This is a genomic window from Pseudomonas pisciculturae (assembly GCF_015461805.1).
GTDB classification, from domain to species: domain Bacteria; phylum Pseudomonadota; class Gammaproteobacteria; order Pseudomonadales; family Pseudomonadaceae; genus Aquipseudomonas; species Aquipseudomonas pisciculturae.
This window is the reverse complement of record NZ_JACVZE010000017.1, coordinates 1-13,063: the sequence shown is the minus strand read 5'-3', so window position 1 is coordinate 13,063 and position 13,063 is coordinate 1. Positions and strand designations below refer to the sequence as shown.

Sequence of the window (13,063 nt, the reverse complement as noted above, 5' to 3'; positions counted from 1 at the left end):
TTGCGGGCAGTTGGGGGCGATCCTAGACGGGAAAGCTTTCAGCCAGCTTTCGCTGGCAAAACAGAGCTTGGTGGGAAGACACACGGTCTCTGGATTTATACAGATCCAAATGTGGGAGGGGGCTTGCCCCCGATAGCGGTGTGTCAGCCACCAGATTTATCTGCTGACCCACTGCAATCGGGGGCAAGCCCCCTCCCACATTTGGACTGTGTTTGACTGGAGTGCTTAAGGCAGTTCGAGACCGCCAGCGGCTTTGTGCAGTTTGCGCAAGTGCTCACCCACCTGCTTGAGGTTGGCCTCACACGCCGCAATCTCATCCGCCCGGGCCGGGTCCAGCAGCGCCCTCACCTCTTTATCCAAATCGCCGGTCAGTGATTGCAGTTGCTTCTGGCGCTCGGCACTCTCCGATTCCAGGCGCTTGGCTTCCGACGGTTGCGGCAAGCCGTAGCCGCCGCTGTCCAGCAGCTCTGCCGGGCGGCTGAGGAAGCCGCTGTTGGCGAGGATTTGTTGCAGGGTGTGGTTGGCCCTTTCCATGCCGCCGTTTTTCAGCTCACGGGCACCGAGGTAGCGTTGTTTGACTTCGTCCTGAGCGAGCATCAGTTGTTTGCGAAAGCTCGCCTGTTCCAACAACAACAGTGCGGCGCTGGTACGCAGATCGGCCTGCTCGAACCACGGGCGACGTTCTGCGGCGCTGAGAGCCAGCCAATCTTCGACCTGGGTCTGTTTGATCGGCAGATGCTTGCGCAATACGTCGAACATCGCCTGGTAGCGCTCGCGGAACGAGTCGAAGTGATAGCCCAGGCGCAGGGCGTTGCGCTTGTCGTCGAGTACGCTGGTGTCGGCCAGGCCGCGGGCGCTGAGGACTTCCAGCAAACCATTCGGAGTGATGTTGTCCAGGCCGGTCAATTGCGGGTTCGCACTGCCGCTGCGCAACAGTTTGAGGCTCTCGACCGCGCAGTTATTGGAAATGAAGAAGTAGCTGCCGTCGTAGCTCCAATGCATCTCGGCGGCGTGCTCGACGGTGTCGTTGATCTCCTGGCGGCTCAGTTTCAAGGGCACGGAGGCCAGGCCACGCAGTTCGGTCTTGGTGTACTCGTCGATCACTTGGGCCAGCGGCAGCACGAACAACCGCGATGGGTATTTGCCCACCAGGCCATCCCAGCTCGACAGTTGCACGTCACCGACGAAGGCGCGGTAGGACAACACCAGGTGCTGGTCCAGATCCAGCCGGCAATCCGGGCCGCGCGGGCGACCAGGGGCACAGATCACCAGGCGCAACATGCTGTGGCCCCAGCGGCTGACCAGGTTCTGGTTGGCTTCGGCAAGCAGGTAGTCGATCTCGTAGACGCGCTCCGGGTCGATCTGGCCCAGCGGGGTCTTGGCAAAATCATTGCCTGCGTTCAGGAAGGGGAAGGTCTTGGCGCAGGTGTCTTGCTCGGGCGGTGCCCAGCCGAAGTGTTCCTTGTAATAACGGAACAACGCCGGGCGACGGCAGCCGTAGCTCGGGTCGAGCAGAAAGTACTCCATGTTGACCGCGACGAACTCCAGCGGGCTGGTGGTTTCGTAGATATCCGGGCTGCGGACGACTTGGTGGTTGTGCTGCTCGCGTTCACCGCGACGGCCGACGTATTGCGGCCAGCCGGCAAGGTCCAGCAAGCGCGGATCATCGCTGAGACTGAAGCGGCGGTCATTCTGGCCACGGCATTGATCGGGCAAACCGATCAAGCCGGTGATGTTGTTTTGGCGGCTGCAACGGTTGATCAGCGCGCGGTCTTCTTTGGTCCACAAGCGCGCACGGTCATAGATGTGGGTCAGTTCATGCAGCACGGTGGCGAGCATTTCCCGACGCACAGTGCCGTGGGGGCGGTTGGTTTTCTGGGTGGCGGCGCTGCCATCGGTGAGGCTGGCGAGCAGGTTGTGGTTAAGGTCCAGCTCGGACACCAGGGAAGCCTGGCCGTAGGCGTTTTCGGGCATTTTGTCGGTCCAGCCGACATCGATGCGTCGATCCAGCTGCTCGATGAAGCGTGGCGGCAATGAGCGCATCGCTTCGTCGAGCAATGCCTGGCTGGCCTGCTGTTGGGCCGGGCTCAGACCTTCGGTCTTGAGCCGCAGTTGCAGTTCGGCGTGGGCTGCACCTGCACTGAGCAGCACAGCCCACGCCAATAGCCAGACGACGAGGCGCCTCACAGAGCGAGGATAGCTTCGGCGAGGGTCTGGTCGCTGGCGTCGCGAGCTTCTGGCACGCGGGTGCGCAGGGTGTCGAAGGCGGCTTCGAGTTGCGCGCCACGGATCTCGCCGTTGGTGGCGACAAAGCTGGCGGCGTCATCGTGGGCTTCGCGCACGATTTTGGAGTCGCGGATGGAGGTGGTGGTGTCCGAAGTGAAATCAATGGTGCGGCCGGAGGCACGAACAATGATGTTACTGGTGGCCACAAGGGTTTGCGCCTGGGCAACGTCGGCCAACAACAGCAGGCCAAGGGTGGCGGCGATCAGCGGGCTACGCATGGGATGACTCCGAATACAAAGTTGATTATTGGACGAGAATTGCTTGCGCCAGTTCACGGTCGCTGGCGTTAAGTTTTGGTTGGGTGCGGCGCAGGTAATCCAGCGCCGATTCCAGCCTTGCTCCGCGCCATTGGCCGTCAGTGGCGATGAACGCGGCAGCGTCATCCTGGGCGGCAAGCATTACTTTTCTGTCGAAGGGGGCGGAGGTCACCTTACTGGTGGCGTACGCGCTCGCGACGGTGCCCTGCGTGGTCAGGTCAAAGGCCGAAGCCAGTGACGACCAGCCGGCACAAAACAACACAGGGACGATTAACAGGCGGTATGAAAAAGCCATGGGACTCGACAATTGAAAGCGAGCGCCAAGGCTAGCGTAATGCCCGGGCGAGAGCCAGCGCCGGGGCATTGGGCTTGTCGTTAGATGGTCAGGATTGCTTGGGCCAGTTGTGCATCAGTGGCGGTGTTCAGTTGGGGCGCTTGTTGGCGAATCTGAGCGAGTGCGCTTTCCAGCTTCACACCGCGAATGGCGCCTTCGCTGGCGACAAAGCTGGCGGCGTCGTCACGGGCGGCACGTACGACCTTATTGTCACGCAGGGACGATGTGGCATCGGAAGTGGCATCGGAGGTCGCTTTGAGGGCGCCAACGATCGAGTCAGTGGTCACGATAAAGCTGGTCGCGTTGGCGTTGGCAGCTAAGGCCAACAGGGCAGCAGCACTCAGTAGGCGAAGACGGGACATGGTATGACTCCTTTAGATGAACGGATAACGTGGCGCGGTGTAGCTATTGTGGATCAGACGCCTGCTCTAAACGGCTCGCCACGTGGTGGTTGGATATTAAGCCCCCGTTTACCCGTTCGGAAAGCCTCTTGACTGCCTAGTCACGCCAGAAGGGCTTGGACAGTTCTGTCAGGCGGTCGCTGGGGCTGATGCCCACGTCGGACAGTTCGCGTCGATCCAGTTGCGCCAGTTGGCGTCGCTCATGAGCTTGGCGCGCCCATTTCGCCAAGGTGGAGGTTGTCCTGTTCAGCAATCGTTTATAGAGAGGAGGTTGAGTATCCATGGCGAGCGCCTTTCAGAAGGTTATGGAACACCATGTTGGGTGAGTCGCAGAGACCTATACAGATACACCGAAACTAAATTGTACTGCTTAACTGTTTTGTTTTTTAAACTGTACCTATTGGTTGGACCCACATCTGTTTGACCGTCGATAAGCCAGATTCCAGAAACAACGAAGCCCGCCTCCGGTCTCCCGGGGCGGGCTTTGTTTTGACAAATCTGGGTGCTGGCAGTGGACCCTACAGGTCAGGGCCAGCGAGCGCTAAATTAGCGCCAGAACGGCTTGCTGAGCTCTTCGTAGCGTTGAGCTTCGCTGATACCGGCGTCAGCCAGCAGACGCGAATCCAGACGAGCCAGTTGATGGCGGCTGGAGATGCGGCGCTGCCACAACATCAGGTTGGCGAGAACGCGCAAAGGCATGGAAGCCTGGGTGTTTACAGCTTTTTCTTCGAAGAACAGATCGGAACTGAGTGTACGTTCCATGATGACATCCTTCCGCTTGTGGCGGGATTAGGTAGTGGTTTAACTGATGCCAATGATCCTCCTCCGGCGCAAGACTCTCTAGATACAGTTCACCTGTATTGTGAGGGGCCAGTTAACTGTTTAAGGGGGCTGTACTGTACAGAAATGGGGCAACTGTACCTGTCCGCACTTAAATAGTGCGAAATTGGCATTTTATGCGAGTGTTGTGGGATTTTTCGGTAGGAAATGACCGGTACAGCAGTACAGTTTTTGTCGATACGGGGCTTGATGGCATCGAGCTGATGAAACTGTGTTTGCATCAGCTCAAATCTGTATTAATCAAGCCTTGAGCATATGCCCGGTTTCTTCCAGGTTAATGTGCCAACTCAGTGCTTCACGCAGGATGTGCGGGGTGTGCCCGCCGATGGCGCAGGCAGCGTCGAAGTAAGTGTTCAGTGCCTCGCGGTAAGCCGGGTGCACACAGTTGTCGATGATTACCCGCGCGCGTTCCCGTGGCGCCAGGCCGCGCAGGTCGGCCAGCCCAACTTCGGTCACCAGAATGTCGACGTCGTGCTCGGTGTGATCAACATGGCTCACCATCGGCACCACGCTGGAAATCGCACCGCCCTTGGCAATCGACTTGGTCACGAAGATCGCCAGGTGCGCGTTGCGCGCGAAGTCCCCGGAGCCGCCAATGCCGTTCATCATGCGTGTGCCGCAGACGTGGGTGGAGTTGACGTTGCCGTAGATATCGAACTCCAGCGCGGTGTTGATCCCGATAATACCCAGGCGCCGCACCACCTCCGGGTGGTTGGAGATCTCCTGCGGGCGCAGTACCAGCTTGTCCTTGTAGTGCTCAAGGTTGCCGAACACGTCGGCATTACGCCGCTCCGACAAGGTGATCGAACTGCCCGAGGCGAAGCTCAGCTTGCCGGCGTCGATCAGGTCGAATGTCGAGTCCTGCAGCACTTCCGAGTACATGGTCAGGTCTTCGAATGGCGACTCGATCAAGCCGCACATCACAGCGTTGGCGATGTTGCCGATGCCGGCCTGAAGTGGGCCGAGCTTATTGGTCATGCGCCCGGCGTCGACTTCCTGCTTGAGGAAGTTGATCAGGTGGTTGGCGATGCCTTGGGTGTCGCTGTCAGGCGGTGTGACCGTGGAGGCGGAGTCGGTCTGGTTGGTGATCACGATGGCTACGATCTTCTCCGGCGGGATCGGGATCGCGGTACTGCCAATGCGGTCGTCGACTTTTACCAGCGGGATCGGCGTGCGCGTTGGGCGGTAGGTCGGGATATAGATGTCGTGCAGCCCTTCCAGGTTCGGGTTGTGCGCCATATTGATCTCGACGATCACCTGCTTGGCGAAAATCGCAAAGCTGGCCGAGTTGCCCACCGACGTGGTTGGCACAATATGCCCTTGTTCGGTGATCGCGACCGCTTCAATCACGGCAATGTCGGGCAGCTTGAGCTGGTTGTTGCGCAGTTGCTCAACTGTTTCCGACAGATGCTGGTCGATAAACATGACTTGGCCAGCGTTGATCGCCTTGCGCAGGGTGCTGTCGACCTGGAATGGCATGCGTCGGGACAGTACGCCGGCTTCGGTCAATTGCTTGTCCAGGTCGTTGCCCAGGCTGGCGCCGGTCATCAGGGTGATTTTCAGCGGCGACGTCTTGGCGCGCTCGGCCAGGGCGTGGGGAACGGCCTTGGCTTCACCGGCGCGGGTGAAGCCACTCATGCCGACGGTCATGCCGTCTTCGATCAGTGCGGCGGCGTCGGCCGCGCTCATGACCTTGTCTAACAACGAAGGCAAGCGGATGCGATCACGGTACATGGATTCTTATCTCAGGCTACGGAAGCAAGGTGCGCAGTTTAGTGATTTCAAAAAATTTCGGCCCGCTACCATGGTCGAATGCCGGGCAGCGATTTAGAGCCTTTGGTCGGGTTTCATGCAGTAATAAAAAACCCCAGCCTACGGGAGGCCGGGGTTTCGAGTATTGCGCTGTAGCAGGGTTACTCGACGGCTTTGACCATGTCTTCGATGACCTTCTTGGCATCACCAAAGACCATCATGGTCTTGTCCAGATAGAACAACTCGTTATCCAAACCGGCATAACCGCTGGCCATCGAGCGCTTGTTGACGATGATGGTCTTGGCTTTGAAGGCTTCGAGGATCGGCATGCCGGCGATCGGCGAGTTCGGATCGTTCTTGGCTGCCGGGTTGACCACGTCGTTGGCGCCCAACACCAGCACCACGTCGGCCTGGCCGAACTCGGAGTTGATGTCTTCCATCTCGAACACCTGGTCGTAAGGCACTTCGGCCTCGGCGAGCAGGACGTTCATGTGGCCGGGCATGCGGCCCGCCACCGGGTGGATCGCGTACTTCACGGTGACGCCGCGGTGAGTGAGCTTCTCGGTCAGTTCCTTGAGCGCGTGTTGCGCCCGCGCCACTGCCAGGCCGTAGCCCGGAACGATGATCACGGTGTCGGCGTTGGTCAGCAGGAAGGTCGCGTCATCAGCCGAGCCGGATTTGACCGGGCGTGCTTCTTTGGAACCGGCTGCGGCACCCGCATCCGGCGCATTGCCAAAACCGCCGAGCAGTACATTAAAGAAGGAACGGTTCATCGCCTTGCACATGATGTACGACAGGATCGCACCGCTGGAGCCCACCAGGGAGCCGGCGATGATCAGCATCGAGTTGTTCAGCGAGAAGCCGATACCCGCCGCTGCCCAGCCCGAATAGCTGTTGAGCATCGACACCACCACCGGCATATCGGCGCCGCCGATTGGGATGATGATCAGCACGCCCAACACAAACGCCAGGGCCAGCATCAGCGCGAACGCGGTGAGGTTGCCGGTGAACATGAACGCCAGGCCCAGGCCCAGGGTCAGCAGGCCGAGCACCAGGTTGATCTTGTGCTGGCCGCCGAACTGTACGGGTGCGCCCTGGAACAGGCGGAACTTGTATTTGCCCGACAGCTTGCCGAAGGCGATCACCGAACCGGAGAAGGTGATGGCACCGATGGCGGCACCGAGGAACAGCTCCAGGCGGTTGCCCGCAGGGATCGCATCACCGAGGTGTTTAACGATACCCAGGGACTGCGGCTCGACAACGGCGGCAATCGCAATGAACACCGCGGCCAGGCCGATCATGCTGTGCATGAACGCCACCAGCTCGGGCATCTTGGTCATTTCTACGCGCTTGGCCATGATCGAACCGGCGGTGCCGCCGACCAGCAGGCCAACAATCACGTAGCCGATACCCGCAGTCGCCAGCTCAGCGCCTAGCTTGTAGATGAGGCCCACGGTGGTCAGCACGGCCAGCGCCATGCCGAGCATGCCGAACAGGTTGCCGCGACGCGAGGTGGTCGGGTGCGACAGGCCTTTAAGCGCCTGGATGAAGCAGATCGACGCGATCAAGTAGAGCGTCGTTACCAGATTCATGCTCATTACTTCTGCACCTCTTCTTTCACAGCTTTGGGCGCTTTCTTCTTGAACATCTCAAGCATCCTACGGGTTACCAGGAAACCGCCGAACACGTTAACCGCCGCCAGAGCCACGGCCAGGGTGCCCATGGTCTTGCCCAGCGGGGTCACGGTGAGCGCGGCGGCCAGCATGGCGCCGACGATCACAATCGCGGAAATCGCGTTGGTCACCGCCATCAACGGCGTGTGCAGCGCGGGCGTCACGTTCCAGACCACGTGGTAACCGACATAAATCGCCAGCACAAAGATGATCAGGTTGTAGATACCGGGGGAGATAAGCTCTTCCATCGTCTGAATCCCTGCTTAGGCGTTTTTGCGGATGACTTGGCCGTCGCGGCACATCAGGCACGCGGCGACGATGTCGTCTTCGAGGTTGATTTCAAACTGCCCTTCCTGGGTGAAGACCAGCTTCAGGAAGTCCAGCAGGTTGCGTGCGTACAAGGCTGACGCATCGGCGGCGACAGCGCCGGCGAGGTTGGTCGGGCCGCAGATGATCACGCCGTTCTCCACCACCACCTGGTCGGCGACGGTCAGCGGGCAGTTGCCACCTTGGGCGGCGGCGAGGTCGATGACGACCGAGCCGGGCTTCATCTGCGCGACGGTGTCGGCGCTGAGCAGGGTCGGTGCCTTGCGACCCGGGATCAGTGCGGTGGTGATGACGATATCGGCTTGCTTGGCGCGCTCATGCACGGCCAGGGCCTGACGTTGCATCCAACTGGTGGGCATCGGGCGGGCATAGCCACCAACGCCGACGGCGCATTCGCGCTCTTCGTCGGTCTCGTAAGGCACGTCGACGAACTTGGCGCCGAGGGACTCGATCTGCTCTTTCACTGCCGGACGCACGTCAGACGCTTCGATCACCGCACCCAGACGTTTCGCCGTGGCGATGGCTTGCAGGCCAGCAACACCAGCGCCGAGGATCAGCACGCGGGCGGCCTTAACGGTGCCAGCAGCGGTCATCAGCATCGGCATGAAGCGCGGGTAGTGATGAGCGGCGAGCAGCACGGCTTTATAGCCGGCGATGTTGGCCTGGGACGACAGCACGTCGAGGCTCTGGGCTCGCGAGGTGCGCGGCGCCGCTTCGAGGGCAAAGGCGGTGATGCCGCGCTCGGCGAGCTTGGCGATTGTTTCGTTGCTGAACGGGTTGAGCATGCCCACCAAGACGGTGCCGCTTTTGATCAGCGCAAGTTCGCTGTCGCTGGGGGCTACCACCTTGAGAATCAGCTCGGCACCAAACGCATCGTTGGCACTGCCAATGGTTGCGCCTGCCGCTTCATAGGCACTGTCGACGACGCTGGCCTTAATGCCAGCTCCGCTTTGTACAGTGACCTTATGGCCCTGGCCGATCAGCTTCTTGATGGTTTCCGGGGTGGCAGCCACCCGGGTTTCACCGGTCTGGGTTTCGAGAGGAACACCAATGTGCACGTCAAATCTCCTGCGTGATCTTTTTGCTTTTGATCTTTTTGTAAAAAGGCCAGTGCACCGTGAGGGGCGCATCTGGGGCGGCCGATCAGCACGATCCCGCTGAAATGACAGCGGGGCGCGGCATTTTGCAGGCGAACTTTGCGGCCTTCAAGGGATTATGACGGGTGACGAAAAATTAACTACAAGTCACCCTGTGACTGATTGTCGCAACAGTCTGAAATTACCTCTTCAAATACAGGGATTTAAAGGGATTCAGGCGGTTATGGAGGTTTTTTACATTGCCTGCGTGAATAGTCGTGCATTGGCTTGTGATAGTCGCTACAGCCCATGAAGATCAAGGGTTTGAGCGATGTACCCGAGAGACAAGTACAGTCTGTTTAAATGCGACATATACGTATATCTGTAGGATCTTAATATTTTTGACTACAAAGTCAGTATTGCGGGATCGTCCTTTAAACGCTGGGTTTGTAGCGTTTGGACTGGTCAATCAGCCAGTCTCTGAACGCCTGCAACGAGGCAGATTCGACTTTTCTGTCAGGAATCATCAGGTAATACGCCTTCGAACTGGTCAGCGCGTCGGAGTTGGCAATGACCAATCGGCGCTCTTCTAACTCCCGCTGGATAAGGAAGGGTGGAATCAGCGCGACGCCCATATCGTGCATGGCCGCCTGGGACAGCATCGAGAATAGCTCGTAACGTGGGCCTGTCATGTCGCGGGGGATACTCAATTGTTGTGCGCTGAACCACTGACGCCAGGCGTAAGGCCGGGTGGTTTGTTGCAGCAGTGGTAGCTCAGCGATCTGCTGGGGTGTGAGCCCGGTGCAGTTGCCGAGTAGACGGGGGCTGCACACGGGCACGGGGTTTTCTCCCACCAGGCGGTGGGATTCGGTACCGGACCAGTCCGCATCGCCAAAGTAGATTGCCGCGTCGAATTCGGTATCGGCAAACAGAAAGGGGCGCGTGCGGTTAGTGAGATTGACCGTTACTTCTGGGTGCTGGTGTTGAAAGTCCTTGAGGCGGGGGATTAGCCATTGGGTGCCGAATGTCGGGACCACCGCCAGCTCGATCACGTTGGCGCCTTGCTGGCCCATAACTGACAAGGTATCGCGCTCCACTGCGTCCAACTGCGTAGCGACGCGACGGCTGTAGGACAGCCCTGCTTCGGTCAACTTGACCCCACGCCGTGAGCGCCGAAACAGCTCGACACTCAAAAACTCCTCAAGGCTGGCGATCTGTCGACAGATGGCGCCCTGAGTGATGGAAAGCTCCAGTGCTGCCTTGGTAAAGCTCTCGTGGCGGGCCGCCGCTTCAAAGCTGACAAGGGCAGTGGTGCTAGGGATTTTTCTGCGCATGTACCTTGTCCTCACATGAAAATTGCTTACGCGCCCTTTCGGGCGATTTCGAAGTGAGAAATTAGCACAACCCTATGCAGAAACCTCGTTTGCCCTCCTGGCTCGCCCGGCCTAGGCTCCATCCACGATTTCTGATTTATCTTCGCGAGGACTTATTCATGGCTGGCAAGGCAAGCTTCAACTGGATCGATCCACTGCTGCTGGATCAACAGCTCACCGAAGAGGAGCGCATGGTGCGCGACAGCGCTGAGCAATTCGCCCAGGACAAGCTGGCGCCGCGGGTGCTTGAAGCCTTCCGTCATGAAAAGACCGACCCTGCGATCTTCCGCGAGATGGGAGAGACCGGTTTGCTGGGCGCGATGATTCCCGAGCAGTACGGCGGCAGTGGTTTGAACTACGTCAGCTATGGGCTGATCGCCCGTGAAGTTGAGCGCGTCGACTCCGGTTATCGCTCGATGATGAGTGTGCAGTCGTCACTGGTCATGGTGCCTATCAATGAGTTCGGTACCGAGGCGCAAAAGCAGAAGTACCTGCCCAAATTGGCCTCTGGTGAATGGATTGGTTGTTTCGGTCTGACCGAGCCTAACCACGGCTCGGACCCAGGCGCGATGATTACTCGTGCGCGTAAAGTGGAAGGCGGCTACAGCCTGACCGGCGCGAAGATGTGGATCACCAACAGCCCTATCGCGGATGTGTTCGTGGTGTGGGGTAAAGACGACGCCGGGGATATCCGTGGCTTTGTCCTCGAGAAAGGTTGGAAAGGCCTCAGTGCTCCAGCGATTCACGGTAAGGTCGGCCTGCGTGCCTCCATCACCGGTGAGATTGTGATGGACAACGTCTTTGTGCCGGAAGAGAACATCTTCCCGGATGTGCGTGGCTTGAAGGGGCCGTTCACTTGCCTTAACTCTGCGCGTTACGGCATCTCGTGGGGCGCATTGGGCGCGGCGGAGTTCTGCTGGCATACCGCTCGCCAATACACCCTGGATCGCCAACAGTTCGGCCGCCCTTTGGCGGCAACTCAACTGATCCAGAAAAAGCTGGCCGATATGCAGACCGAAATCACTTTGGCCCTGCAAGGTTGCCTGCGTCTGGGGCGTATGAAGGATGAGGGTACGGCGGCAGTCGAGATCACATCGATCATGAAGCGCAACTCCTGCGGCAAATCCCTGGACATCGCGCGTATGGCGCGGGACATGCTCGGCGGTAACGGTATCTCCGACGAGTTCGGGGTGGCGCGCCACCTGGTCAACCTTGAAGTGGTGAATACCTATGAAGGCACCCATGACGTGCATGCGCTGATTCTTGGGCGCGCGCAAACGGGCCTTCAGGCTTTCTATTAATAGGGGCACAGGCATGGGCGCGCTTTCACATCTGCGTGTATTGGATTTATCGCGAGTGCTGGCGGGGCCTTGGTCCGGGCAGATACTGGCGGACCTTGGGGCCGAGGTGATCAAGGTCGAGCGGCCGGGTAGCGGCGATGACACGCGAGCGTGGGGGCCGCCCTTCCTTAAGGATGCCTATGGTGAGAACACCACTGAAGCGGCGTACTACCTATCGGCCAATCGTAATAAAGAGTCGGTGACTATCGACTTCACGCGACCGGAGGGGCAGAAGCTGGTGCGTGACTTGGCAGCCAAGTCCGACATCTTGATCGAGAACTTCAAGGTGGGTGGCCTGGCGGCTTATGGGTTGGACTATGAGTCGCTCAAGGAGCTCAATCCGGAGCTGATCTATTGCTCGATCACCGGCTTTGGTCAGACAGGGCCTTATGCGGCTCGTGCCGGATATGACTTCATGATCCAAGGGCTGGGAGGGTTAATGAGCCTGACGGGGCGGCCCGAGGGAGACGAGGGGGCTGGGCCTGTGAAAGTAGGTGTGGCGCTGACTGACATTCTCACGGGGCTTTACTCGACCGTGGCGATTCTGGCTGCGCTGGCGCATCGGGACCACGACGGTGGTGGGCAGCACATCGATATGGCTTTGCTGGATGTGCAGGTGGCGTGCCTGGCTAACCAGGCGATGAACTATCTAACGACGGGGGTGGCGCCAAAACGCCTGGGCAATGCTCACCCTAACATCGTGCCTTATCAGGATTTTCCTACGGCTGATGGGGACTTCATCCTGACGGTGGGTAATGACGGGCAGTTCCGCAAATTTGCGCAGGTGGCTGGGCAGCCGCAGTGGGCGGATGACCCGCGCTTCTCTACTAACAAGGAGCGGGTGGCCAATCGTGCGCAACTGATACCACTGATTCGTCAGGCTACGGTCTTTAAGACAACGGCTGAGTGGGTATCGGAGTTGGAGCGAGTTGGCGTGCCTTGTGGGCCGATCAATGATCTGGCACAGGTGTTTGCTGACCCTCAGGTACGGGCGCGAGGGTTGGCGATGGAGTTGCCTCATGTGTTGGCCGGGATGGTGCCTCAGGTGGCGAACCCTATACGGCTATCCAAGACGCCGGTGGAATACCGTAGTGCGCCGCCCATGTTGGGGGAGCATACGGTCCAGGTGCTGCAGACGGTGTTGGGGTTGGGGGCGGCGAATGTGGCAGCGTTAAAGGAGGCGGGCGTCATTTAGGGGGTCCCTTCTATATAGAAGAGAAAATTCGGGTCGATTTGATGGTTTTTTAATCAATGATCGTTAATTGATAGAAAACTCGAATTAAAGGTTGACGGCAGATTCTGGAAGCCTATAATTCGCCCCACTTCCGGCGCAGTCGAAACGGAAAACTCCTTGGTAAACAATGAGTTACGCAGTTTTCGGCAGCAGGTTGCTTCAGTTCATCG

13 protein-coding genes are annotated in these 13,063 nt (G+C 59.0%); 2 read left to right on the top strand and 11 right to left on the bottom strand.

Annotated elements, in window-relative coordinates; translation table 11 throughout:
* Window positions 1-225: 225 nt before the first annotated feature.
* The 11 genes from ICY20_RS28045 to ICY20_RS27995 all read right to left on the bottom strand — a co-directional run bounded on the left by ICY20_RS28045 (window position 226) and on the right by ICY20_RS27995 (window position 10,280).
* Window positions 226-2,187, bottom strand: a complete 1,962-nt coding sequence (locus ICY20_RS28045; RefSeq protein WP_194939228.1) for a DUF7844 domain-containing protein — start codon at window positions 2,185-2,187, stop codon at window positions 226-228.
* Complete coding sequence (locus ICY20_RS28040) at window positions 2,184-2,504, bottom strand: DUF2388 domain-containing protein (protein ID WP_122486503.1); 321 nt, start codon at window positions 2,502-2,504, stop codon at window positions 2,184-2,186. Before ICY20_RS28040 ends, ICY20_RS28045 begins: the two co-directional genes overlap by 4 nt.
* Before the next feature lie 25 nt (window positions 2,505-2,529).
* Window positions 2,530-2,838, bottom strand: coding sequence for a DUF2388 domain-containing protein (locus ICY20_RS28035; protein ID WP_159961847.1), 309 nt, complete (start codon window positions 2,836-2,838; stop codon window positions 2,530-2,532).
* 80 nt (window positions 2,839-2,918) lie between these two features.
* Window positions 2,919-3,239, bottom strand: a complete 321-nt coding sequence (locus ICY20_RS28030; protein WP_159961845.1) for a DUF2388 domain-containing protein — start codon at window positions 3,237-3,239, stop codon at window positions 2,919-2,921.
* A gap of 136 nt (window positions 3,240-3,375) precedes the next feature.
* Entirely contained in the window at window positions 3,376-3,561 is a 186-nt protein-coding gene (locus ICY20_RS28025; protein WP_159961843.1) for a DUF1127 domain-containing protein, read from the bottom strand.
* A gap of 263 nt (window positions 3,562-3,824) precedes the next feature.
* Complete coding sequence (locus ICY20_RS28020) at window positions 3,825-4,040, bottom strand: DUF1127 domain-containing protein (RefSeq protein WP_048721398.1); 216 nt, start codon at window positions 4,038-4,040, stop codon at window positions 3,825-3,827.
* Window positions 4,041-4,358: 318 nt separating this feature from the next.
* Window positions 4,359-5,852 (bottom strand): acetyl-CoA hydrolase/transferase family protein, encoded by a 1,494-nt coding sequence (locus ICY20_RS28015; protein ID WP_194939227.1) that lies wholly within the window; start codon window positions 5,850-5,852, stop codon window positions 4,359-4,361.
* Between the two features lie 179 nt (window positions 5,853-6,031).
* Entirely contained in the window at window positions 6,032-7,468 is a 1,437-nt protein-coding gene (locus ICY20_RS28010; RefSeq protein ID WP_150674601.1) for an NAD(P)(+) transhydrogenase (Re/Si-specific) subunit beta, read from the bottom strand.
* The gene (locus tag ICY20_RS28005; RefSeq protein ID WP_005783507.1) at window positions 7,468-7,791 is read right to left on the bottom strand and encodes an NAD(P) transhydrogenase subunit alpha; all 324 of its coding nucleotides are present in this window, start codon (window positions 7,789-7,791) and stop codon (window positions 7,468-7,470) included. Before ICY20_RS28005 ends, ICY20_RS28010 begins: the two co-directional genes overlap by 1 nt.
* Window positions 7,792-7,806: 15 nt before the next feature.
* Window positions 7,807-8,928, bottom strand: coding sequence for a Re/Si-specific NAD(P)(+) transhydrogenase subunit alpha (locus ICY20_RS28000; RefSeq protein ID WP_194939226.1), 1,122 nt, complete (start codon window positions 8,926-8,928; stop codon window positions 7,807-7,809).
* A gap of 452 nt (window positions 8,929-9,380) precedes the next feature.
* A complete protein-coding gene (locus tag ICY20_RS27995; RefSeq protein ID WP_194939225.1) occupies window positions 9,381-10,280 on the bottom strand; it encodes a LysR family transcriptional regulator in 900 nt (299 codons plus the stop codon).
* A 158-nt stretch (window positions 10,281-10,438) separates the two neighbouring features.
* On the opposite strand from ICY20_RS27995, the gene ICY20_RS27990 reads away from it, so the two are divergent.
* Together ICY20_RS27990 and ICY20_RS27985 are read left to right on the top strand one after the other, a co-directional pair.
* Window positions 10,439-11,620: an acyl-CoA dehydrogenase gene (locus tag ICY20_RS27990; protein ID WP_010207882.1), complete on the top strand. Its 1,182-nt coding sequence runs from the start codon at window positions 10,439-10,441 to the stop codon at window positions 11,618-11,620.
* 13 nt (window positions 11,621-11,633) lie between these two features.
* Window positions 11,634-12,854, top strand: a complete 1,221-nt coding sequence (locus ICY20_RS27985; protein ID WP_159961833.1) for a CaiB/BaiF CoA transferase family protein — start codon at window positions 11,634-11,636, stop codon at window positions 12,852-12,854.
* Window positions 12,855-13,063 lie beyond the last annotated feature (209 nt).